This is a genomic window from Aeromonas sp. S8(2024), assembly GCF_041403085.1.
GTDB lineage: Bacteria > Pseudomonadota > Gammaproteobacteria > Enterobacterales > Aeromonadaceae > Aeromonas > Aeromonas dhakensis.
Map to the genome: position 1 here is coordinate 354,244 of NZ_JBGLRF010000001.1, position 23,669 is coordinate 377,912.

Below are 23,669 nucleotides of genomic sequence, written 5' to 3' on the forward strand. Positions count from 1 at the left end.
TGCCCACGGGCTGGCGTCATGACGGGAATTAAAACAGCCGCAGCTGCTCGCCCGGGCGGATGAAGGCATCCTGGCGCAGTTGAAAGTGGCGCTTGCCGAGCCCGAGCCGCTTGGCGATCAAGCGAAAGCGCTGGGCCAGCAGATCGGCAAACTGGCCTTCTCCCCGCATCCGGGTCCCGAAGGCGGGACTGTTGAGGGCGCCGTCCCGGCTGGCTCGCAGCTGGTTGAGGATCGCCTCCTTCTGGCCTGGGTAGTATTGTTCCAGCCAGTCACTGAACAGCGGTGCCAGCTCGTGGGGCAGTCGCAGCAGGATATAGTCGGCGCAGTGGGCGCCGGCCTCGGCGGCGCTCTTGATGATCTGCTCGAGCTCGGGTTCGTTGAGCCGCGGGATCATGGGGGCCGCCAGCACGCCGACCGGCACGCCGGCGCGGGCCAGTTTCTCCACCACCTTGAGCCGGCCGGCCCCCGTGCTTGCTCTTGGCTCCAGTTGTCGCCGCAGGGTTTCATTCAAGGTGGTGACCGACACCATCACCTGGCAGAGGCCCTCTTGGGCCAGCTCCGTCAGCAGATCGAGGTCGCGCAATATCATGGCGCTCTTGGTGATGATCCCCACCGGATGGCGATGGGCCAGCATCACTTCCAGCAACTGGCGGGTGAGGCGATAGTGGTGCTCGATGGGCTGATAAGGGTCGGTATTGGCCCCCAGCACTATGGTCTGCGGCTGATAGGCGGGTCTGGCAAACTCCCGGCGCAGCAGCTCGGCGGCATTGAGCTTGGCGAACAGCCGGGTTTCGAAATCGAGGCCGGGGGAGAGCTCGAGATAGGCGTGGCTTGGTCTGGCATAACAGTAAATGCAACCGTGTTCGCACCCCTGATAGGGATTGATGGAGCGACCGAAGGGGACATCGGGGGAACTGTTGTAACTGATGATGCTGCGGGCGCTGATCTCCGTCACCTCGGTGCGGGGATCGCTGGCGGCAAATGCCGCTTCCCACTCGGGTTGGGACCAGCCGTCGTCGACCGCATCGACCCGCTGGCCGCTGAAACGGTGATCAACGTTGTGGGAACTACCTCGTCCTGCCATGGTGCTGCACCAACACTGTTTATATATACAGCTATGATGCTGACCCTCATTGCCGAATGCAAGTTTTGCCGACCTATCCCGCCATAAAAAGCATGTCAAAAGGATCTCTTGCTTGATCGCGGCGCTACATTTCGTTTACATAGACGAAATGCGAACTGGATCACGGAAATCATCATGGCACCCATCACCTACCGCTGGCTCTTCATCGCCGTCATTGCGCTGGTTATCTGGCGCCTGATCCCGCTCTCTACCGAGCAGGAGCTGGCCTCGGCCAACCGCGCCTGGCGCACCGGCCACTTCGATGAGGCAACACGGATCTGGTCGCCGCTGGCGGATCAGGGCCAGCCACGGGCGCAGGCATTGATGGGCTGGAGCCATGAAATGGGGCAGGGGAGCGAGCAGGATATGAAACGCGCCATCAACCTCTATCGTCAGGCGGCGCAGGCGGGGGACGCCTTCGGCCAGTACCGGCTGGGGGAGCTCTATTTGCGGGGCGCCGGGGTGAAGCGGGATCTGCGCGAGGCGTTTCACTGGATGGAGCTGGCGGCCAGGAACGGTGATGTGCCCGCCATGCTGAAGGTGGGGGTGCTGCATCTGATGGGGGTCAGCGGGCGGGTCGATCTGCCCCGTGCCAAGGAGTGGCTCTATCAGGCCGCCAGGCAGGGCAACCAGCTGGCGCTCAAGGTGCTGCAGGAGCTGGAACTGGCCCAGGAGGGGAGCTCCACGTTCGATTTCAACTGGCAGCCCCTGCTAGGGGAATAACCTCCAAGCGGTTCATCTGGTTGTAGAAAATCTCAGCAAACCCGATACAGCCCCGCCTACTTCTGGTAGCATGGTCCGGTTTTTGGTTTGTCTTGCGACGTTGAACGGGTTGTTTGCGTCACGGGGCGTCTTCGCAAAGTGCTGTGGAGAGCCAGAACATCACCCATTTTTGAATGAATCTTTCCATCCCGCATGTGCCCTTTGGTAGGGGGCACCACTGTATAAGGAAACACACAATGCCAATCATTACTCTGCCTGATGGCAGCCAACGTCAATTTGCCCACGCCGTTTCCGTCATGGACGTGGCCGCGGACATCGGTCCCGGTCTCGCCAAGGCGTGCATTGCCGGTCGGGTAAACGGTGAACTGGTGGATGCCTGCGAGCTGATCGAAGCCGATGCCTCCCTGGCCATCATCACCGCCAAAGACGAAGAAGGTCTGGACATTCTGCGCCACTCCTGTGCTCACCTGCTGGGTCATGCCATCAAGCAACTCTGGCCCCAGACCAAGATGGCCATCGGTCCCGTCATAGACAATGGTTTCTACTACGACATCGATCTCGACCGCACCCTGACTGATGAAGATCTGGCTGCCCTGGAAGAGCGCATGCTGGCGCTGGCCGCCAAGGATTACGACGTCGTCAAGAAGAAGGTCTCCTGGCAGGAAGCACGCGATGTGTTCGAAGCCCGTGGCGAGACTTACAAGGTCGAGATCCTGGATCAGAACATTGCCCGTGATGACCAGCCAGGTCTTTATCATCACGAAGAGTACATCGACATGTGTCGCGGCCCGCACGTGCCCAACATGCGTCACTGCCACCACTTCAAGTTGCAGAAAATGTCCGGCGCCTACTGGCGCGGCGACTCCAACAACAAGATGCTGCAGCGCATCTACGGTACCGCATGGGCCGACAAGAAGCAGCTCAAGGCCTATCTGCAGCGTCTGGAAGAGGCCGCCAAGCGCGACCACCGCAAGATCGGCAAGCAGCTCGACCTGTACCACATGCAGGAAGAAGCGCCGGGCATGGTGTTCTGGCACAACGATGGCTGGACCATCTTCCGCGAGCTGGAAACCTTCATCCGCGGCAAGCTCAAAGAGTACGACTATCAGGAAGTGAAGGGTCCCTTCATGATGGATCGCGTGCTGTGGGAGCGTTCAGGTCACTGGGAGAAGTACGCCCAGGCCATGTTCACCACCCAGTCCGAGAACCGCGAGTACGCCATCAAGCCGATGAACTGCCCGGGTCACGTGCAGATCTTCAACCAGGGCCTGAAATCCTACCGCGACCTGCCGCTGCGCATGGCCGAGTTCGGCTCCTGCCACCGCAACGAGCCGTCAGGCTCACTGCACGGCCTGATGCGGGTACGGGGTTTCACTCAGGATGATGCCCACATCTTCTGTACCGAAGAGCAGATCATGGAAGAGGTGTCTGCGTGCATCCGCATGGTCTACGACGTCTACGGCACCTTCGGTTTCGAGAACATCGTGGTCAAGCTCTCCACTCGTCCGGAACAGCGTATCGGCTCCGACGAAGCCTGGGATCGCGCCGAGGCCGCACTGGCCGAAGCGCTGGTGCTGAACGGTCTGAAGTACGACCTGCAGCCGGGCGAGGGGGCCTTCTACGGTCCCAAGATCGAATTCACCCTGCATGACTGCCTTGACCGTGCCTGGCAATGTGGTACCGTGCAGCTCGATTTTGCCCTGCCGGGCCGTCTGGGTGCCACCTATGTGGGCGAAGACAACGAACGTCACGTCCCCGTGATGATCCACCGCGCCATTCTGGGCTCGCTGGAGCGTTTCATCGGGATCCTGACCGAAGAGTACGCCGGACTGTTCCCGACCTGGTTGGCACCTACCCAGGCCGTGGTCATGAATATTACCGACAATCAGGCCGATTATGCGGTGAAAGTAGCCAAAGCATTGAATGATGCGGGCCTTCGCGCAAAAGCGGACTTGAGAAATGAGAAGATTGGCTTTAAAATCCGCGAGCATACTTTGAAGCGGGTACCTTTTATGCTGGTCTGCGGCGATAAAGAAGTAGAAGCCGGCAAGATTGCAGTACGTACCCGTAAAGGGGCTGACCTGGGCTCTTATCCTGTTGAAGAGCTGATTGCTCTGTTGACCCAGGAAGTTCAGACCCGCGGACAAAAGAAAGTGGAGGAATAAGCTATAAAAGGCGGAAAAAAACTGGGCAAGCAACCGCAAGCCCGCGCTCACCGGATCAACGAAGAGATCCGTCTGAAAGAAGTTCGTCTGACTGGCCTGGATGGTGAAGCCATTGGCATCACCTCCATCCAGGATGCTCTGAACTTGGCCCTTGAGGCCGGAGTGGATCTGGTCGAGATCAGTCCGAACGCTGAGCCGCCCGTTTGCCGGATCATGGATTACGGCAAATTCCTCTACGAAAAGAGCAAAACCACCAAAGAACAGAAGAAAAAGCAGAAAGTCGTCCAGGTCAAGGAAATCAAATTCCGTCCTGGCACCGACGAAGGCGACTATCAGGTAAAACTACGCAACCTGGTTCGCTTTCTGGAAGACGGGGACAAGGCAAAGGTCACTCTGCGCTTCCGTGGTCGTGAAATGGCCCACCAGGATCTTGGTATCAAGGTTCTGGAGCGCGTCAAGAACGACCTGGAAGAGCTGGCCGTAGTCGAATCGTTCCCGAAAGTCGAAGGCCGTCAAGCTGTGATGGTCCTCGCACCCAAGAAGAAATCTTAAGGCCCACAAGAAATTGACTCATGGGGCCAGCCCCATGAGTCGGTTCGCCTTGCGATTTTGTTGTCACTCACAATGCGGAGTATGAAATGCCGAAGATGAAAACCAACCGGGGCGCCGCAAAGCGCTTCAAGAAGACTGGCTCAGGTCGCTTCAAGTGCAAGCACAACCACCTGCGTCACATCCTGACCAAGAAGAGCAGTAAGCGTAAGCGTCAGCTGGGACCGAAGTTCTTTGTTTCCGCTGCCGACCACAAACGTGTTGTCGCTTGTCTGCCGTACGCATAAGGGGGGATGTGAAAAATGCCAAGAGTTAAACGTGGTGTGACCGCTCGCGCTCGTCACAAGAAAGTAATGAAAGCCGCCAAGGGTTACTACGGCGCCCGTTCCCGTGTCTACCGCGTAGCGGTACAAGCGGTAACCAAAGCTGGTCAGTATGCCTACCGTGACCGTCGCCAGAAAAAGCGTCAGTTCCGTCAACTGTGGATTGCTCGTATCAACGCAGCAGCCCGTCAGAACGGTCTGTCCTACAGCCGTCTGATCAACGGTCTGAAGAAGGCTTCCATCGAGATCGATCGCAAGATCCTGTCCGATATCGCCGTTCACGACAAGCTGGCTTTCACCGCCCTGGTTGAAAAGGCCAAAGCAGCTCTGGTTTAATCCGGTTCTGTTATAAATGCTAAAAGGAGGCTCAGGCCTCCTTTTTTGTTGTCTGTCATTTGTCGTTTGCAGGCAGTGATGACTCTACCATCATGATCGCCATACATATGGCTCAATATGCCATCAAACTGAAATTGTGTACCCAATCGCAAAGAAGAAGCAGGTCCGGCTCGAAGCCCTACTTGATAACAAAATGATTTCTAGGGAGAAAAGGGCACCTTAACTATGGTCAGTGAAGGGGCTTTTTTTGTATTATTCCCCTCTTGACCTTATTTAGCCTAAAGGCTCCTGTACCGGGAGTGGTGACGAGGAAGACATGCAACAGCTTGAAGAAGTAGTCGGCCAAGCCAGGGCCGAAATTGAGGGCGTAAGCGACATCGCCGCCCTTGACGAAATCCGGGTCAAATATCTGGGTAAAAAGGGCTTTTTTACCGAGCAGATGAAGGGCCTGGGCGCCCTGTCCGCTGAAGAGCGTCCCGCCGCGGGCGCCGTGATCAACCAGGCCAAACAGCAGGTTCAGGATGCCCTGAACGGGCGTCGTGAAGCCCTCGAAGTTGCCGTGCTGAACCAGAAGCTGGCCGCCGAGACCATCGACGTCAGCCTGCCGGGCCGCCGCATCGAGAATGGTGGTCTGCACCCGGTGACCCGCACCATCGAGCGCATCGAGCGCCTGTTTGGCGAAATGGGCTTCAAGGTTGCCCGGGGTCCCGAGATTGAAGATGGCTTCCACAACTTCGATGCGCTGAATATCCCGGCTCACCACCCGGCGCGTACCGATCACGATACCTTCTACTTCAATCCTGATCTGATGCTGCGCACCCACACCTCGGGCGTGCAGATCCGCACCATGGAACATCAGCAGCCGCCGATCCGCATCATAGCGCCGGGCCGCGTTTATCGTAACGACTACGACATGACCCACACCCCGATGTTCCACCAGGTCGAAGGCCTGCTGGTTGACGAGCATGCCAGCTTCACCGAGCTCAAGGGCATCCTGCACGACTTCCTGCGCAACTACTTCGAGGAAGACTTGACCATTCGCTTCCGTCCTTCCTACTTCCCGTTCACCGAGCCGAGTGCCGAAGTGGACGTGATGGGCAAAAACGGCAAGTGGCTGGAAGTGCTGGGCTGCGGCATAGTGCACCCGAACGTGCTGCGTTCGGTCGGCATCGATCCGGAAAAATACTCCGGCTTTGCCTTCGGCATGGGCGTTGAGCGCCTGACCATGCTGCGTTACGGGGTCAACGACCTGCGTGCCTTCTTCGAAAACGACCTGCGCTTCCTCAAGCAGTTCAAGTAAGGGCGAGAGAACATGAAATTCAGTAAATCCTGGGTGATGGAGTGGGTCCGCACCGAGTTGAGTGACAACGCACTGGCTGAGCAAATCACCATGGCTGGTCTGGAAGTGGACGCCGTGGAAGCGGTGGCTGGCCAGTTCAACAACGTGGTGGTGGGTGAAGTGGTCGAGTGCGCCCAGCATCCGGACGCCGACAAGCTGCGGGTGACCAAGGTCAACGTGGGCGAAGAAGAGCTGCTGGACATCGTCTGCGGTGCACCGAACTGCCGTGCCGGCCTCAAAGTCTGCGTGGCCAAGGTAGGGGCGACCCTGCCGGGTGATTTCACCATCAAGAAAGCCAAGCTGCGCGGCCAGCCGTCCCACGGCATGCTCTGCTCCTTCAGCGAGCTGGGTATCGACGTCGAGGCCGATGGCATCATCGAGCTGCCGCTTGACGCCCCCATCGGCACCGATATCCGCGACTACCTGGCGCTCAACGACGTCAGCATCGACGTGGATCTGACCCCGAACCGTGCCGACTGCCTCGGCATCGCGGGTCTGGCCCGTGAAATCGGCGTGCTCAACAGCGTTGACGTGGTCGAGCCGACCTGGACCCCTGCTGCTGCCACCATCGACGCTAGCTTCCCGATCCGGGTTGAAGCGCCGGCCGATTGCCCCCGTTATCTCGGTCGTGTCATCAAGGGGCTGAACCTGCACGCCCAGAGCCCGCTCTGGATGCAGGAGAAGCTGCGCCGTGGTGGTATCCGCTCCATCGACGCCATCGTCGACATCACCAACTACCTGCTGCTGGAATACGGTCAGCCGATGCACGCCTTCGACTTGGCGACGCTTGAAGGGGAACTGGTGGTGCGCCGCGCCAAGGCCGACGAGCCCATGACCCTGCTCGATGGCAACGAAGTGAAGCTCAAAGAGACCACTCTGGTGATTGCCGATGCCAAGGGTCCTGCCTGCATGGCCGGCATCTTCGGCGGCAATCGCACCGGTGTCTCCGAGACCACCACCGACATCCTGCTGGAGTGCGCCTTCTTCGCGCCGATCTCCATCACCGGCCGTGCCCGTGCCTACGGTCTGCACACCGACTCCTCCCACCGCTTCGAGCGCGGCGTCGACCCTGAGCTGCAGGCCAAGGTGATGGATCGTGCCACCCGTCTGCTGCTGGATATCTGCGGTGGTGAAGCGGGTCCGGTCATCGAGGTCAAATCCGATGATCATCTGCCCAAGGCTGCCCCCATCAAGCTGCGTCGTAGCAAGCTCGACAAGGTGATCGGCATCAGCGTGGCGGATGCGCAGGTGGTCGAGATCCTGACTCGCCTCGGCATGCAGGTGACCGTGGACGCCGACGGCTGGACCGCGCTGGCTCCCTCCTGGCGTTTCGATATCGCCATCGAGGAAGACCTCATCGAGGAAGTGGCCCGCATCTACGGCTACAACAACATCCCGAACCTCAAACCCGCCGCATCCCTCGCGATGGTCGAGCAGGCAGAAGGGCAGGTGACCCTGAAGCGGGTGCGCGACCTGCTGGTCGATCGCGGCTTCCAGGAAGCGATCACCTACAGCTTCGTGGATCCCAAGGCTCAGCAGACCCTGTTCCCGCAGAGCGATGCCATCGTGCTGCCGAACCCGATCTCGGTCGAGATGTCCGCCATGCGTGTCTCTCTGTTCCCGGGTCTGGTGCAGGCGGTGGTTTACAACCAGAACCGCCAGCAGCCGCGGGTGCGTCTGTTCGAGCAGGGCCTGCGTTTCATCAAGGACGAAAATGCCGAGAACGGCATCCGTCAGGAGCCCATGCTGGCCGGCATCATCACCGGCAACCAGAGCGACGAGCACTGGGACATCAAGAGCCGCGCTGCCGACTTCTTTGATCTGAAAGGGGATCTGGAAGCTGTGCTGGACTTGACCGCCGAAGGCGCCACCTTCACCTTCGAGCGTGCCGAGCACAGTGCCCTGCACCCTGGCCAGAGCGCGGCGATCCTGCGCAATGGCGAAGTCATCGGCCATATCGGCGTGATCCACCCGAGCCTCGAGAAGAAGCTGGGCCTCAAGAGCCGCGCCGTGATGTTCGAGCTGGAGCTGGACAAGCTGACCCCGGCCAAGGTGCCGGTTGCAGCCGAAGTTTCCCGCTTCCCGGCCAACCGTCGCGACATCGCCGTGGTGGTTGATGTTGAGGTTCTGGCCGGCGATGTGCTGGCAGTAATTAAAAAAGTTGGCGGAAATCAGGTAGTTGGAATAAACTTGTTTGACGTATACCAGGGTGCTGGTATGGCCGAGGACAAGAAGAGCCTGGCCATCAGTCTTGTTCTGCAAGACACCCAGCGCACTCTGGAGGAGAAAGAGATTGCCGAGACCGTAGACAATGTCGTGCGGGCCCTTGGTGAAGAGTTGAATGCATCCTTGAGGGATTGATCTATGGCGCTTACCAAAGCCGACATTGCAGAGCACCTGTTCACCCAGCTCGGGATGAGCAAGCGTGAAGCCAAAGATATGGTGGAAGCCTTCTTTGAAGAGATCAGACAAGCGCTTGAGCGTGGTGAACAAGTCAAGATTTCAGGCTTCGGTAACTTTGATCTTCGTGAGAAGAACCAGCGTCCAGGACGTAACCCGAAAACCGGCGAAGATATTCCCATCAGCGCCCGGCGGGTGGTCACCTTCCGCCCTGGTCAGAAACTCAAGGCCAGGGTCGAAAATGTTGAACCCAACGAGTGACAAAAAGCCAGGCAACCGCCTGGCTTTTACTTTTTCATGATAAAAACCAGTCTTTTGCTAGGTCTGCTGCTGGCCGCGCCACTGCAGGCGATGGATCTGCCTCTCTCCACGACCGCCAAGGCATTTGCCGATGCCACCCAGTCGCTGACCATCTGTTATCCGGCGCTCATCAGACCGCCTTATCTCGATGAGTCGGGAGGGCTGCTGGTCGATCAGATGGAGCGACTGGCCGAACAGCTCCCCTTTCCGCTCATCTATCAGAAGCTGCCCAACTGGTCTGCCGTGCGCAGCGGATTGCTGGAGGGGCGCTGCGATCTCATTCCCAACGTGGGCCCCTCTCTGGAGGCCCTGCCCGGGATGGCGCTCAGTCGTGCCATGCTGGAGGCCGAGTCCGCCATTCTCTATCGCGGCGAGCTGAAGCAGGCCAGGTTCCTGGTCTCGCCCATCTGGCAGGCGAACGAGGTACTGCGTGCCCTCTATCCCCATTCAACCCAGCAACCCCTGACCGAGGCGGACAACTGGTACGCGGCGCTGGCGGCGGGCAAGGGGACGGCCTACCTCGGCGACTACCTGCAGCTGCGTTACCTGATGCGCGAATACCCGGATACCGGGCTGCGGCTGCGCCGCCTGCGCAGCGACGAGCTGGTGGTGAGCTACCGGCTGATGATGCGGGACAAACCGGCACTGCGCGAACTGATCGACACCGCCATCCGCTACCTGCCGCCGGGCTCCCTCTATCAGGATCTCGACCGCTACCTGGCGCAGGGGGAACAGGACATCAACCCGCTCCACTTCACCGACAAGGAGCAGGCCTGGCTGGTCGGCACCTCCAGCGCCATCAAGCTGGTGGTCAACCCGGATCTGATGCCCTACAGCGGCCTCGACGAGCAGGGCGATCTCAAGGGGTGGAGCGCGGACGTGCTGAAACTGGTGAGCCAGCAGACCGGGCTCAACTTCCACGTGATCCCCACCACCAGCCGGGAAGAGGCGCTGGCCAAGCTGCGAAGCGGCGAGGCGGACATGATGGTCGGCCTGCTGGAGACGCCGGCGCTGACCGCTGCCTTCGACTTCACCCGGATCATGGCGGTCAGCCGTTATGCCCTGGTGAGCCGCAAGACGCAGCCGTTCGAGACACTGGCGGCGGTCAAGGGCAGGATAGTGGTGCCCGCCACCCTCTATGACGAAGAGATGCTGACTCGCCTGGAGGGCACGCATCGTTGGCGCAAGAGCGACACCCTGGCAGCGGGGATCGCGGCGGTACAGAGCGGCGCGGCCGACGCCATGATGGCCGAGCTCTATCAGCTGCAATACCCGCTTCGCAACAATCAGCTGGACGGGCTGGAGGTGCGGGAGCTGCCGCAGCGCTTCGGGTTGGGGTTTGCCATCAGTCGGCACAGCCCCAGGCTTGCCGGGGTGATGGAGCAGAGTCTGATGACCCTCACCGGCAAGCAGAATGACGATCTCAAACTGCGCTGGCACCGGCTGGTACTGACCCAGCAGGCCGGGGTCAGCTACGGGATCTGGCTGGGTTCGGTGTTGCTGGCGCTGCTGATCAGTGCCGGTGTCATCTGGCTGATCTGGCGCTCGCGCCAGCAGCTGGCCCGGGAGGTAAGTCAGCGCCAGGAGATGGAGCAGACCCTGGCACTGGAGAGCCAGTTCCGGGAGTCCCTGTTCCAGGCGCTGCCGGTGCCCGTGTTCCTGCGGGACAATCAGGGCGAGATCATCAAGCGTAACAAGCAGGCCAAGCGGCTGGAGGCCCGCTACCTGGCGGAGTTGCACTTGCCGCAGGCCCAGTTACAAGAGAGCGAGGGGGAGATGGCGCTGGGCGATCAGGTCTACTCCTACGCCCAGATCCCGCTCCAGCTCGGCAAGCAGTCGCCGGCGGGGGATCTCATCGCGCTTTCCAACATCAGTGCCCTGCGCGAGCGCACCCGCTTGTTGCGCCAGGCCGAGCGGCGCCTGCGGGCGTTGACCAACACGGTACCCGGCGTGGTGATCCAGTTCTTACTGCACGAGGAGGGGATCCGTCAGGTGGAGTTCATCAGCCGCGGCAGCTATGAGCTGCTGGGGCTGGCCAGTCAGCAGATCCGTCGCAACCCGGGCGAAGCGCTGGGACGGCTGGCACCGCAGGACAAGGTCGAGATGCAGCAGCCCATGCGCGAGATGCTGCAGGCCGGCCAGCCCTTCTCCTATGCCCTGCGCTACCAGCATCCGCTCAAGGGTACCCGCTGGCTGCAGTTCTACGGCCGGGGGCGCAGCCTGCCCGAGCAGGGGTGGCGGGTATACGGTGTGGTGCAGGATGTGACGGTGCGGGTCGAGCAGGAGCAGGCGCTGCAGGCCTCCCATGAACGGGCCGAGCAGGCCGTGCTGGCCAAGGGGCGTTTCCTCGCGGCGGTGAGCCACGAAATTCGCACCCCCATGAACGCCATCCTGGGGCTGCTGGAGTGGATCAGCCACACCCCCCTCAATGCCGAGCAGCACTCTGCGCTCTCCCATGTCAGGCAGGCAGGGGATGAGCTGCTGGGCCTGCTCAACGACGTGCTCGATTTCAGCCGCAACGAGAACCGGCAGCTGGCGCTCTCGCCCCAGCCCACCGATCTGGTGGACTTGTGCGAGCATGTGGCTGCCGTGCACTGGTCCAAGGCCCGCTCCAAGCGGCTGCAACTGCGGCTGGATCTGGATCACCGGCTGCCCGCCCAGGTGGAGCTGGATCCCCATCGGGTGCAGCAGGTACTGCACAACCTGCTGGCCAATGCCATCAAGTTCAGCAGCCGTGGCGAGGTGGTGCTGTGGGCCCGCCGGGACGGCACCCAGCTGCTCTGCGGGGTGGATGACGAGGGGCCCGGCATCAGTGCCGAGCTGCTGCCGCGCCTGTTCCTGCCCTTTGAACAGGGTGGGGAGGAGGGGCAGCCGCGGGCGCAGGGGACCGGGCTCGGGCTTGCCATCTGTCGCCAGCTGATGGAGCAGATGGGGGGCGAGATCCGGGTCGAGCCGCGCACGACCGGCGGCAGCCGCTTCACCTGTGCATTGCCGCTGGTACTGCTGCAGGAGATGCCGCGCTGGCGCCCGCGGGTGAGCAGCGTCCATGTGGCACTCGACGGGGCGGAGCGGGACTATCTGCTGCCCTGGCTCGGCGAGCTCGATCTGCCGGACGATCCGGCCGGCCCGGTACTGAGCGCCCGCCAGGATGAACAGGGGCTGCGCTACTGGGACTGGCAGGGCGAACCCTGGGTGCCGGGCTCCGTGGTCAGCCTGATGCAGCCGCGGCTGGTGCCCTCTGCCCAGGGCATGATCACGTTGCCGGGGCAGGGGATGCGGGTGCTGCTGGTTGAAGATCACGAGGTGAACCGGGTATTGATCAGCATGCAGCTGACCCAGCTGGGGGCCCAGGTGATCAGCGCGGCCAACGGCCAGTTGGCGCTCGACATGCTGCAGCACGAGACGGTCGATCTGGTGCTGACTGATCTGCAGATGCCGGTGATGGACGGGGCCGAGCTCTGCCGCCGACTGCGTGACTCCCCGCGCTGGCAACATCTGCCCACCTACGTGATCACCGCCGATCTCAGCGAGCCGGCGGCGGCGCAGCTGGCCAGCTGCGGTTGTCGCGGTCATCTGGACAAGCCGCTGCTGCTCAAGGATCTCGCCAATCTGCTGCGCACTCTGGGGGACCCCGCACCCGAGCCGAACCCGGAGCAGAAGGCGGCAGCGCCTGCTTCTTGGTCAGAAGCCCAGATGCCGCTGCTCACCCCCGAGCTTATCTCCCTCTATCTGGAGGCGACCGGCCAGGATCTGGCCGACATTGAGCGCTGTGTCACACAAGCAGACGAGATGGCACTGGAAGCGGCTTTACACAAGATGAAGGGGGCCGCCAAAATGGTGGGCGCGACCCCGCTCGTCCAGGTGATTGAACAGTGGAAACGGGATCCACGGCAACCCCTGCTACCCCCGCTGCGGCAAGCTCTGGACGAGGTGTGCCGGCGACTACGTGAGAGGCTCTGACATGATCATCACAGATGAAGAGTTACTGGCGTTGCTGAACTCGGAAGAGACGGATGAGCGCCTGTTCCACCCCGTGACCATCTATGCCCTGGACGGGGTTGCCTATCGGGCGGCAAAAGCCGTCGAACTGCCGGAATTTGCCACCCTGCGCCGCACCCGGCCAGATGCCTGCTGGCAGTGGGAAGGACTGTTTGCCGCCGGTGCGATCGCCCTGTTCGATCCCGACTCCCACGCCGGTGCCGACTACCTGCCGCAACTGACGGCGCAGGCGGAGGGGATCTATCGCCTCACCGATGACTGGCTGGCGGGGGTCAATGGCCGCTATCTGGCGTGGCAGGAGTGGCTGGCCCAGACCCAGGTGTTGCTGCTGGAGGATCACCCGTTTCAGGGGGCCCACATCCAGCAGGAGATCAGGGGACTGGGATTGCCCTGCCAGTGGGTGCAGGATGGCAATGCCTGCATCAAGGCGCTGGCCGGTGGCGAGATCAAGCTGCTGGTGAGCGATCTCAGCCTGGTGGATCAGGATGCCATCAGCCTGCTGATGAGCCAGCCCCAGTACCAGCACAGCGGCCTGCCCATCGTGCTGCTCTCCGCCCACGACCAGACCCTGATCGACGGCGCCCGCCGCCTGCTGCACGATGCCGGGTTCAACGTGCTGGCGGCCCTGGCCAAGCCGCTGCTGGCCGACGATCTGTTGAGCCTGCTCAAGGGGCTTTATCTGGGGCCGCAGCGTCAGCGCCGCCTGAGCGGACTGCGCCGTACCATCCGCACCTGGCAGGGGGAGGAGAAGGGGCTGCTCGGGCTCTTGTCCGATCCTCCGTCACCCTTGCCCATCTGGCTGGCGGTGACCGGCTTGCCGCCGCGCTGGGAGCTGGTGCGCGAGTGGCTCGTCCAGCGGGGCAGGGAGCCTGGCGAGCTCACCCTGCTGATCCACCGGCGCGACCACCTGCTGAGCCAGGCGGAGCGTTTTGCCCTGGTGCTGCAGGCCAGTCTGGCGGGGGCACGGCTCGCCCTGCTGCTGGACAACGATCAGCACATTCCGTTCGACTTGCTGGAGCGGATGCCGCTGCAGCACCTGCTGTTGGGGCAGAGCCTGCTGCCGAGCCTGGAGGCCATGACCCCGGACTCACTGCTGGGGCGCTTCATCAACCGAGCCCGGGAGCTTGGCATCTCCCTCTATCTGGACGACCCCTTCAATCTGCTGGACCACAACCTGTGGCGCGATCGCGGCATGGCGGGGCGCTGGTAGAGGGTGGCCCGCTACCTCTGCTGGCCGCCGGACGAAGCCCGGCTGCGGCGTTCCCTGGCCGGCTGGCTTCATCCCCGTACCCGCGCCGACCTGCCCTTGATGATGGAGGTTGGGGGCGTTCCCTGCCGTTTGCAGGAGCTGGCTGGGGCCGATCCCGCCCGCATCCGGGCGGCTTATGACGAACTCGGCGAGCAGAGCGTCTACCTGCGCTTCATGCGCGCCAAACAGAGGTTGAGCGACGAGCAGCTCGCCTTCTTCCTCGATTACCCCAGGGAACACCAGATCGGCCTGCTGCTGACCGACGGTCAGGGGCGGCCGCTGGCCCAGGCCCAGTCCATCCGGCGGCGGTTGCACCCGGATCGGGCCGAGTTCTCCTGCATCGTCGCCGATCACTTCCAGCACCGAGGGGCGGGGCGGCGCATCCTGCTGGCGCTGGCCTTGCTGGCGCGCGGCGAGGGGATCCGCGAATGGACGGCGGAGGTGCTGCCCCAGAATCGCCCCATGCTGTCGCTGCTGCGCGGGCTGGGCCTGCCGCTCACCCTGGTGACGGGGCGGGAGCTGGTGTTCGTGCGACTCGATTTGAGCGTGCTCGACACCCTGTAACCGCATCATAAGACCAAGGGCGAATAGGCCGGTTTTTCACCCTGTGCTAAGGTCAGCCAGAGAGCTAGCCAGAGGGAGTCAGTCATGGTGCAGTCAGCGAAACACATCGTCATTCTTACCGGTGCCGGGATCTCGGCCGAGTCGGGCATCAAGACCTTTCGCGCCTGTGACGGTCTGTGGGAGGAGCACAGGGTGGAGGATGTGGCGACGCCGGAGGGCTATGCCCGGGCTCCTGAGCTGGTACAGGGCTTTTACAACTCTCGCCGCCATCAGCTGCAGCAACCCCACATTCACCCCAATCCGGCCCACTATGCGCTGGCCCGGCTCGAGCGCCTGCTGCCGGGCTGCGTCACCCTGGTGACCCAGAACATCGACAACCTGCATGAGAGCGCCGGCAGCAAGAACCTCATCCACATGCACGGTGAGCTGCTCAAGGCGCGCTGCCCAGGCTCGGGCCAGGTGATCGAGTGGCGCGGCGATCTCCATCAGGAGGAGCTGTGCACCTGCTGCCAGTTTCCCCAGCCGCTACGCCCGCACGTGGTCTGGTTCGGCGAGATGCCGCTCGGGCTGGATCGCATCTACAGCGCGCTGGCCCAGTGCGATCTCTTCATCTCCATCGGCACCTCTGGCGCCGTCTATCCGGCGGCCGGTTTCGTGCACGAAGCGGGATTGAACGGAGCCCATACCATAGAGCTCAACCTGGAGCCGAGCGAAGTGGGCAGCCAGTTTGACGAGAAGCGCTACGGTCCGGCTTCCCTGCTGGTGCCGGCCTATGTGGATGAGCTGCTGCAACGCTGCGGTGTCCACCAGCCGGCGCAGATCGAGGGGCACAACTGGATGGAGATGCGCGGCCCCTAGCTATTGTGCATCAGCGCAGTTGCAATGAACCGGTGAAATCGCCACACTGGCAGCCAAAAAATGGGACGCAGTTGGCGCAACTTACATGATCACTCTCAAGCAATGGATCGCTTTTTCCCTCCTGATGCTGGCCTGTGCCGGCGCATCGGCACAGGCCTCCCTGATGACCCTGGTGTTGCCAGATGGCCAGCAAGTGGCCCTTGATGAGGCGACCCTCTCCGCCCTGCCACAAACCGAGTTCACCACCACCACCCCCTGGACCCAGGGTTCCCACCACTATCGCGGGCCGACCCTGGCAACCGTGCTGGCGGCGCAAGGGATCCAGGATGCCCGCAAGATCGCCGTCTCGGCCCTCAACGGTTATCAACAGGTGGTGGATCTGGCCCTGTTCGACGGCGTGCCGCTGACCCTGGTGCGTGCGGAGGACGGCAAGCCGCTGACCCGGCGCAACAAGGGGCCGCTCTGGTTGCTTATTCCGTTTACCAGCTATCCCAAACTGGACGTGCCCGCCATCCACAACTGCATGGTGTGGCAGGTGACCCGCATCGAGATCGTCGATTGATGGGGCTATCCCGCCACAAACTGCTGCTGGTGGCGGTCTCGCTGCTGTTTCTGCTCTCGTCGGGCAGCAGCCTCTATCTGCAGCATCGCCAGGAGCAGCTGGTCGACACCTTCTATCGCAACATCCACTGGAACATCAGCCAGGTGATGCTCGAATCCCAGCGTTTTCTCGCCGATCTGCGGCTCTATCGGGTCGGCCAAGTGGAGATGGAGACCCTGAGCCTCGATTACGATCTGCTGTGGAACCGGCTCGACATCTTTCTCATCAGCAGTGAAACCGCCGAGGCGCGCGAGCGGCACGGGCTTGGCAGGGCGCTGGCCGGACTGTTCGAGCAGATCAAGCGGCTCGAGCCCCAGATGGCGGCAGGGGAGCTGCGGGAAGGGGCCCAACTCGCCCGCCTGCAGGAGGCGATCGCCAGCCAGACCCGGCTCATCGAGCAGATAGGCAACCAAATCCTCTCCGGTCAGGAGCGGGAACGTTCGGTGAGCCAGATCCGCAGCAGCCTGTTCTGGCTGCAGATCTGGCAGCTGATCCTGCTGCTGACCGGCGGCGCCCTGGTGGCCGCCCTCATTCGTGCCAACCTGGCGAATCGCCGGCTCGCCCTGCTCGACCCCCTGACCCGGCTTGGCAACCGCCGGGCCCTGCAGGAGCAGCTCTCCCGCGCCCTGCATGCCGGCGAGGCGAGCGCCCTGGTGGTGCTCGACCTCAAACGCTTCAAACAGGTCAATGATCTGCTCGGCTATCAGGTCGGTGATCGGCTGTTGCAGACGGTGGCCGACAAGCTGCAGCAGGCCCACGGCAGTCACGCCTACCGGCTCGGTGGTGACGAGTTCGCCGTGGTGCTGACCACGGCGGACGGGACGCTGGAAGCGCGTATCCACCAGCTGATGAGCCTGCTCCACTTCGAGTTCGTGACCCGGGAGTGCAGCTTCGAGCTGGCCTGCCGGCTCGGGGTGGCCAGGGCGCAGCAGCAGGATGCCGGCCGACTGCTGGATCAGGCCATCCTGGCCCTCAATCAGGCCAAGCGCAGCCAGGAGGGGGACATCAGCTGGTTTGCGCCGGCCATGCTGCAGCAGTTGCAGTTGACCCAGCACCAGCTGCATCAGCTGCGCGACTGGCTGGCCGGACGCGAGCCGGCGCCGCTGCGGGTGGCACTGCAGGCGATGACGGATGAACAGGGCAACGGCCTGTGGCAACTGGCGCTCTACTGGCAAGAGCAGGGCACGCCCTGTCATATACGCTGGCTGCAGGAGTGCGGTGTGCTGGGCCCAGTGCTGGCCCGGCTGCTGCAGGCGCACGAGACGCTGCGTGGCGATGGTCGGGTGCTGTTGATCCCGCTCGACAATCAGGCTCAGCTGGCCCAAGTACTGGCCTGTCTGCCGGGGGCATCCCGCACGCCGCTGGTGCTGCTGGTGCCGGCACTGCAACCGGATACTGCCTTGCAGGCGGGATTGCGGCAGCAGGGTTGCACCCTGGCGCTCAGAGACATTGGCAGCGCCACCCCGGCGCAGCTGGCGGCCGGCTGGCCTGTGCGCTACTGGTTGCCGCAGGATGATGAACATGGCGAGTTGTTGCAGCCGCTGGCCCGGCGACTGGGGCTGGTGCAACTGCAGGTGCTGGCGGGTAGTGAGGCAAGGCAGTTGGCCTGAGCACAAAGAGCGGTATTGAACCTGCCAGAGACAAAACGCAGCAAGGCGACCCCAGGGTCGCCTTGTTTTTTTATTGTACGTGTATGTCAGGGGCGGGGGGCGCAGGAGTCCCTGATCACCAGGTCGGGGTCGACGGTGATCAGGTGGTCCGCCAGCGCCTCGCCGTTGATGCGTGCCAGCAGCCGGGTGACGGCGAGACGGCCCAGCTCCTCTTTCGGCTGATTGACGGTGGTGAGCGGCGGCGACATGAATTCGGCCAGCGCCACGTTGTCATAGCCGACGATGGAGAGATCCCGCGGGATCACCAGCCCAGCCTGATGCGCCGCGCTGATGGCCCCCATCGCCATCATGTCGTTGCAGACGAACAGCGCGCTGGGGCGCTCGGGCAGCGCCAGCAGGCGGCGCATCGCTTGATGGCCGCTGGCGCAGTCAAAGTCCCCCTCCTGAACCCAGTGCGGATTGACGGTGAGCCCGGCCTCCAGCATCGCCTGCTCAAAACCTGCCTGACGCTGGTTGGCGGGGACGCGGCTGTGGGGGCCCGTTATGCAGCCGATGGCGGTGTGACCCAGCCCCAGCAGGTGGCGGGTCGCCAGATAGCCGCCGCGATGGGAGTTGTCGGCGATGAGATCCACGTCGGCGCTCTCCATGCCCCAGTCCATCACCACCACCGGCAGGCTCTTGAGCCAGTCGAGCTGGTTGAACACCTCCTGCTGCCCCTCGCTGCACATGATGAGCAGGCCATCGACCCGCTTGCGCAGCATCATCTTGAGGTAGGAGAGCGCCGTCTCGGCCTGCCCCTCGGTGTTGCCCAGCATCAGGTTGTAGCCCTGCTCGAAGCAATAACGCTCCACCCCGCGCACCACCTCGGCGAAGAAGGGGTTGCTGGAGGTGGTGACCAGCATGCCGATACTGTTGGTCTCCTTCACCTTGAGGCTGCGGGCCACCAGGCTCGGGGCATAGTTGAGCTCGCGCATGGCGGCGAAGACCCGCTCGCGGGTCTCCTCGGCGACGAAACGGGTCTCGTTGATGACGTGGGAGACGGTGGTGGTCGACACCCCCGCCAGCGCCGCCACCTCCTTGATATTGGCCATCAGTGCCCCTGCGCAGTCTGCTCAAGCAGGAAGGCGTCGACCTCCTGCTTGCTCGGGATGGAGCTCTGGGCTCCAAACCGGGTGACGGAGAGCGCCGCGGCGCCATGGGCAAAGCGCACGGCAGCGTCAAAGTCGGCGCCGGCGAGCTCGGCTGCCAAGAGGGCGCCGTTGAAGGTATCGCCGGCCGCCGTGGTGTCCACCGCCTTGACCCGAAAGCCCGGGATGAGCGCTTGTTGCTGCCCCTTGCTGCAATAGACCCCTTGCGAGCCCAGGGTGATCATCACTTCTTCGATGCCCATCTGGTGGAAGCGGGCGGCAGCCTTTGCCGCGCTCGCCTCGTCGGTGACCTTGACGCCGGTCAGCAGCTCGGCCTCGGTCTGGTTGGGGGTGATGAGATCGACCAGTGCCAGCAGTTCGCTTGAGAGCGGGCGAGCGGGGGCGGGGTTGAGCACCACCCGGGTGCCGTGGGCGCGGGCCAGGCGGGCGGCTTCCAGCACACTCTCCAGCGGCACTTCCAGCTGCAGCAGCAGGGTGTGGGCGGCGGCTATCATCGCTTCATGGCCTTTCACCACGGCCGGGCTGAGGGCGCCGTTGGCTTCGGCTGAGATGCCGATGCTGTTCTCCCCCTCATCGCTCACATAGATGATGGCGATCCCGGTCGGGAGCTTGGGGTCGAGCTCGACGGCGCTCACGTCGATACCGTCTTTAGCAAAACCAGTCTTCATCTGCTGGCCGATGGCGTCATCGCCGATGCGGGCGATAAAGGAGACTTGTGCACCTAACCGGGCGGCGGCCACCGCCTGGTTGGCGCCCTTGCCACCGGGCACCACTTGATAGCTGTGGCCGGTCAGGGTTTCACCCGGGCGAGGAAAGTGGGGAACGCGCAGCACGTGGTCTGCATTGACACTGCCCAGAACGACGAGACGATTCATGTTGAGTACTCCTGATGCATCTTGGCATGGACACGAAAGCCGGATCCAGGCCGGGAGGCACCGTAAACCTTGAGTGAAAAGGGGGAGGCGAACCTCCCCCCGTCAACTTACTTGCTGACCACTTGCAGCGGAACCGGGATGGATTTTTCCACCGGCTGTCCCTTGAGCACCTTGTCGGCGGTTTCCACGCCGATGGCACCGATCAGGGCGGGCTGCTGGGCCACGGTGGCGGCCAGTTTACCCTTGGCCACGGCGGCCTTGCCATCGTCGGTGCCGTCGAAGCCGACGATCATCACCTCTTTGCCGGCGGCCTGCACGGCGCGGATGGCACCCAGCGCCATCTCGTCGTTCTGGGCGAACACCGCCTGCACGCTCGGATGGGCGGCCAGCAGGTTCTCCATGACGTTCAGCCCCTTGGTGCGGTCAAAGTCGGCGGGCTGGGAGGCCAGGACTTCCAGTTTGTTGGCGGCCACAGCCAGGGCAAAGCCTTCGCCGCGGTCACGGGCGGCGGAGGTGCCGGCGATCCCTTCCAGCTGGATCACCTTGGCACCGGCACCCAGCTTCTGGGTGATGAAATCGCCGGCCAGTTTGCCACCTGCCACGTTGTCGGATGCAATGTGGGCCTTGACGTCACCCTGCGCCGCGCCGCGGTCCAGGGTCAGCACCGGGATGTTGGCCTTGTTGGCGAGGCGAATGGCGTTACCCACGGCTTCGGAGTCGGTCGGGTTGATCAGGATGGCGTTGACCTTGCGCACGGTGAGATCTTCCATATTGGAGAGCTCCTTGGCCGGGTCATTCTGGGAGTCCAGCACCACCAGCTCGTAGCCAAGCTCCTTGGCCTTGGCTTCGGCCCCTTCCTTCATGGTGACGAAGAAGGGGTTGTTGAGGGTGGAGACCACCATGGCCAGGGTGTGATCGGCGGCCTGGGCGGTGCCCAGCACGGACATGATGGCGGCAGCGAGCAGGGTATTGAGCTTTTTCATTATTTCATTCCTTGTGTGTGCTTACTTGCTTTTGTTATCGATCATCACGGCGAGCAAAATCACGCTGGCCTTGGCGATCATCTGGTAATAGGACGAGACGTCGAGCAGGTTGAGGGCATTGTTGAGGAAGCCGATGATGAGCGCCCCGATCAGGGTACCCATGATGCGGCCCTTGCCCCCCATCAGGCTGGTGCCACCCAGCACCACAGCTGCGATGGCATCCAGCTCGTACCCCATGCCGGCGGTCGGCTGGGCGGAGGAGAGGCGGGAAGTGACGATGAGCCCGGCCAGTGCCGACAGCATGCCGCACAGACCATACACCGCGAGCTTCACCCGGTCCACATTGATGCCGGAGAGGCGGGTGGCCGATTCGTTGCCGCCCAGGGCATAGATATAGCGACCCAGGCGAGTGTGGTTGAGCATGAACCAGGCCAGCAGGAAGACGATGGCCATCAGCCAGATAGGCACCGGCAGGCCGAACAGGTAACCGGTACCCAGCCAGGCGAAGTGATCGGCACCGTCACTGAAACCGGTGGAGATGGGGCGCCCCTCGGTATAGACCATGGTGACGCCACGCAGGGCGGTCATGGTGACCAAGGTGGCGATGAAGGCCTGCACCTTGCCCTTGGCAATGATGAGGCCGCTGATGCCGCCAAGCAGGGTGCCGGCACCCAGGGTGAGGGGGATCACCAGCATGATGGGCAGTTCCATGGCCACCATGGTGGCGGCCAGGGCGCCGCACAGGGCCAGTACCGAGCCGACCGACAGATCGATGCCGGCGGTGAGGATGACCAGGGTCATGCCGACCGCCATGATGGCGTTGACCGAGGTCTGGCGCAGGATGTTGAGCAGGTTGTCGGCGGTGAAGAAGTTGGGGCTCAGGAAGGAGACCACGCCGATCAGCACCAGCAGGGCCACCAGCGATTTGTTCTCGATCCACCAGGCCTTGCTCATGATGCCGCGGCGGGAAAGGGTTTGGGTTGTCATTGTGCTGCCTCTTGCTCTGCTTGCCACTGTTTGCCGACTGCCGCCGCCATCAGTTTTTCCTGATTGGCGTCGCGGGTATTGAACTCTGCGCTGATGCGCCCTTCGTGCATCACCAGGATGCGATCACTCATGCCGAGCACTTCCGGCATCTCGGAGGAGACCAGGATGATGCTCATCCCCTCCTTCTTGAACTGGTTGATGAGCTGGTAGATCTCCTTCTTGGCGCCAACATCGACGCCGCGGGTCGGCTCGTCCAGGATCAGCACCTTGGGCCTTGTCAGCAGCCCCTTGGCGATGGCCACCTTCTGCTGGTTGCCGCCGGAGAGGAGCTTGATCAGCTGATCCTGACTCGGGGTCTTGATGTTGAACAGGCGCACATAGTCGCCCACCGCCTGGCGTTCGGCCTGGCCGTCAATCTTGCCACCACGGATGAACTCGCCGAGAGCGCACAGGCTCATGTTTTCGCGCACCGACAGCTCCAGCACCAGGCCATCGCCCTTGCGATCCTCGGAGATGTAGGCGATGCCGGCGGCCAGGCCATCGGCCGGGCTCTTGGGGGCCAGTGCGTGGCCATCCACCGTGATGTCACCGGCGCTGATGGGGCTGGCACCGTAGATGAGCTTCATCAGTTCGGTACGGCCGGAGCCCATCAGGCCGCTGAAGCCCAGAATTTCACCCTGACGCAGGGAGAAGCTCACTCCGCGCACGCCGGGGCCGGCCAGATCTTTGACCTGCAGGCTGACCGGGCCGAGCTCGCGCACCAGACGCGGGTACTGCTCCTCCAGTCGGCGGCCTACCATCATCTCGATGATCCTGTCTTCGTCGAGCTCGCTCACCGCCTGCTCGCCGATCCACTTGCCATCGCGCAGCACGGTGACCCGATCGCAGATCTCGAAGATCTCCTTCAAGCGGTGGGAGATGTAGACGATGCCGCAGCCCTGCTCACGCAGCTCGCGGATGACCTTGAACAGCTGCTCGGTCTCGGTGTCGGTCAGCGCATCGGTGGGCTCGTCCATGATGATGACGCTGGCATCAAACGACAGCGCCTTGGCGATCTCCACCATCTGCTGTTCACCGATGGAGAGACTCCCGAGCCGGGTATCCGGGCCGTGTTTGACGCCAAGTCGTGCCAGCAGGGTGCTTGCCCGTTCGCGCAGCTGCTTGTGGTCGATGCTGCCAAAACGGGTACGGGGCTCGCGGCCGAGGAAGATGTTGGCGGCAATGGAGAGCTCCGGCAGCAGGTTCAGCTCCTGGTGGATGATGCTGATCCCCTGATCCTGGGAGTCGCGGGGCCCTTTGAAGTGAACCGGCTGGCCGCGGTAGCTGATGGTGCCGCTGTCGGCCTGATAGATGCCGGTCAGCACCTTCATCAGGGTGGATTTGCCGGCGCCGTTTTCGCCGAGCAGGGCCATTACCTGACCCGGGTAGACCTTGAGGCCTGCCTCATCGAGCGCCCGCACCCCGGGGAAGGTCTTGACGATCCCGGTGAGCGACAGAATGGGCGAGGGGGTTGTACTCATGGCTGATTCCTTGAAAA

General features: G+C 62.7%; 19 protein-coding genes and 1 pseudogene. 14 read left to right on the forward strand and 6 right to left on the reverse strand.

Annotated elements, in window-relative coordinates:
• Positions 1–28: 28 nt before the first annotated feature.
• A complete protein-coding gene (locus ACB031_RS01530; RefSeq protein ID WP_371138864.1) occupies positions 29–1,084 on the reverse strand; it encodes a PA0069 family radical SAM protein in 1,056 nt (351 codons plus the stop codon).
• A 174-nt stretch (positions 1,085–1,258) separates the two neighbouring features.
• Between ACB031_RS01530 and ACB031_RS01535 the strand changes: the two genes are divergently transcribed.
• The 14 genes and pseudogenes from ACB031_RS01535 (at position 1,259) to ACB031_RS01600 (ending at position 18,139) form a co-directional block, all read left to right on the forward strand.
• Positions 1,259–1,846, forward strand: a complete 588-nt coding sequence (locus ACB031_RS01535) for a tetratricopeptide repeat protein (RefSeq protein WP_201891555.1) — start codon at positions 1,259–1,261, stop codon at positions 1,844–1,846.
• A gap of 236 nt (positions 1,847–2,082) precedes the next feature.
• Positions 2,083–4,011: a threonine--tRNA ligase gene (gene thrS / locus ACB031_RS01540; protein ID WP_005300655.1), complete on the forward strand. Its 1,929-nt coding sequence runs from the start codon at positions 2,083–2,085 to the stop codon at positions 4,009–4,011.
• Between the two features lie 21 nt (positions 4,012–4,032).
• A complete protein-coding gene (infC, locus tag ACB031_RS01545; RefSeq protein WP_185219337.1) occupies positions 4,033–4,563 on the forward strand; it encodes a translation initiation factor IF-3 in 531 nt (176 codons plus the stop codon).
• Between the two features lie 86 nt (positions 4,564–4,649).
• The gene (gene rpmI / locus ACB031_RS01550; protein ID WP_005300673.1) at positions 4,650–4,847 is read left to right on the forward strand and encodes a 50S ribosomal protein L35; all 198 of its coding nucleotides are present in this window, start codon (positions 4,650–4,652) and stop codon (positions 4,845–4,847) included.
• Positions 4,848–4,862: 15 nt separating this feature from the next.
• The gene (gene rplT / locus ACB031_RS01555; RefSeq protein WP_005300683.1) at positions 4,863–5,219 is read left to right on the forward strand and encodes a 50S ribosomal protein L20; all 357 of its coding nucleotides are present in this window, start codon (positions 4,863–4,865) and stop codon (positions 5,217–5,219) included.
• 316 nt (positions 5,220–5,535) lie between these two features.
• Positions 5,536–6,519: a phenylalanine--tRNA ligase subunit alpha gene (pheS, locus tag ACB031_RS01560; RefSeq protein ID WP_371138865.1), complete on the forward strand. Its 984-nt coding sequence runs from the start codon at positions 5,536–5,538 to the stop codon at positions 6,517–6,519.
• 12 nt (positions 6,520–6,531) lie between these two features.
• Positions 6,532–8,919 carry a phenylalanine--tRNA ligase subunit beta gene (gene pheT, locus ACB031_RS01565; RefSeq protein WP_371138866.1) on the forward strand — a complete coding sequence of 796 codons (2,388 nt, stop codon included), beginning with the start codon at positions 6,532–6,534 and terminating at the stop codon, positions 8,917–8,919.
• Positions 8,920–8,922: 3 nt separating this feature from the next.
• Positions 8,923–9,219: an integration host factor subunit alpha gene (gene ihfA / locus ACB031_RS01570; protein ID WP_005300715.1), complete on the forward strand. Its 297-nt coding sequence runs from the start codon at positions 8,923–8,925 to the stop codon at positions 9,217–9,219.
• Between the two features lie 54 nt (positions 9,220–9,273).
• The gene (locus tag ACB031_RS01575) at positions 9,274–13,218 is read left to right on the forward strand and encodes an ATP-binding protein (protein ID WP_371139112.1); all 3,945 of its coding nucleotides are present in this window, start codon (positions 9,274–9,276) and stop codon (positions 13,216–13,218) included.
• A 1-nt stretch (position 13,219) separates the two neighbouring features.
• On the forward strand, positions 13,220–14,467 hold the full coding sequence (locus tag ACB031_RS01580) for a response regulator (protein WP_371138867.1): 1,248 nt from the start codon (positions 13,220–13,222) through the stop codon (positions 14,465–14,467).
• Positions 14,468–14,470: 3 nt separating this feature from the next.
• Positions 14,471–15,070, forward strand: a complete 600-nt coding sequence (locus ACB031_RS01585) for a GNAT family N-acetyltransferase (protein ID WP_371138868.1) — start codon at positions 14,471–14,473, stop codon at positions 15,068–15,070.
• Between the two features lie 66 nt (positions 15,071–15,136).
• Positions 15,137–15,928: pseudogene (cobB, locus tag ACB031_RS01590) on the forward strand (Sir2 family NAD+-dependent deacetylase); the annotation flags it as partial.
• A gap of 85 nt (positions 15,929–16,013) precedes the next feature.
• Entirely contained in the window at positions 16,014–16,490 is a 477-nt protein-coding gene (locus ACB031_RS01595; RefSeq protein WP_017764539.1) for a hypothetical protein, read from the forward strand.
• Positions 16,490–18,139 (forward strand): diguanylate cyclase domain-containing protein, encoded by a 1,650-nt coding sequence (locus ACB031_RS01600; protein WP_371138869.1) that lies wholly within the window; start codon positions 16,490–16,492, stop codon positions 18,137–18,139. The genes ACB031_RS01595 and ACB031_RS01600 overlap by 1 nt, the downstream gene beginning before the upstream one ends.
• Before the next feature lie 86 nt (positions 18,140–18,225).
• Here ACB031_RS01600 and ACB031_RS01605 read toward each other — a convergent pair whose 3' ends face one another.
• From ACB031_RS01605 to rbsA, 5 genes are all read right to left on the reverse strand, one after another.
• A complete protein-coding gene (locus tag ACB031_RS01605) occupies positions 18,226–19,230 on the reverse strand; it encodes a substrate-binding domain-containing protein (protein WP_371138870.1) in 1,005 nt (334 codons plus the stop codon).
• Positions 19,230–20,162 carry a ribokinase gene (rbsK, locus tag ACB031_RS01610; RefSeq protein ID WP_371138871.1) on the reverse strand — a complete coding sequence of 311 codons (933 nt, stop codon included), beginning with the start codon at positions 20,160–20,162 and terminating at the stop codon, positions 19,230–19,232. Before rbsK ends, ACB031_RS01605 begins: the two co-directional genes overlap by 1 nt.
• Positions 20,163–20,269: 107 nt before the next feature.
• Positions 20,270–21,145 carry a ribose ABC transporter substrate-binding protein RbsB gene (rbsB, locus tag ACB031_RS01615; protein ID WP_010634030.1) on the reverse strand — a complete coding sequence of 292 codons (876 nt, stop codon included), beginning with the start codon at positions 21,143–21,145 and terminating at the stop codon, positions 20,270–20,272.
• A gap of 21 nt (positions 21,146–21,166) precedes the next feature.
• Entirely contained in the window at positions 21,167–22,132 is a 966-nt protein-coding gene (gene rbsC, locus ACB031_RS01620) for a ribose ABC transporter permease (RefSeq protein WP_371138872.1), read from the reverse strand.
• On the reverse strand, positions 22,129–23,652 hold the full coding sequence (gene rbsA, locus ACB031_RS01625; protein ID WP_371138873.1) for a ribose ABC transporter ATP-binding protein RbsA: 1,524 nt from the start codon (positions 23,650–23,652) through the stop codon (positions 22,129–22,131). The genes rbsC and rbsA overlap by 4 nt, the downstream gene beginning before the upstream one ends.
• Positions 23,653–23,669: the final 17 nt, after the last annotated feature.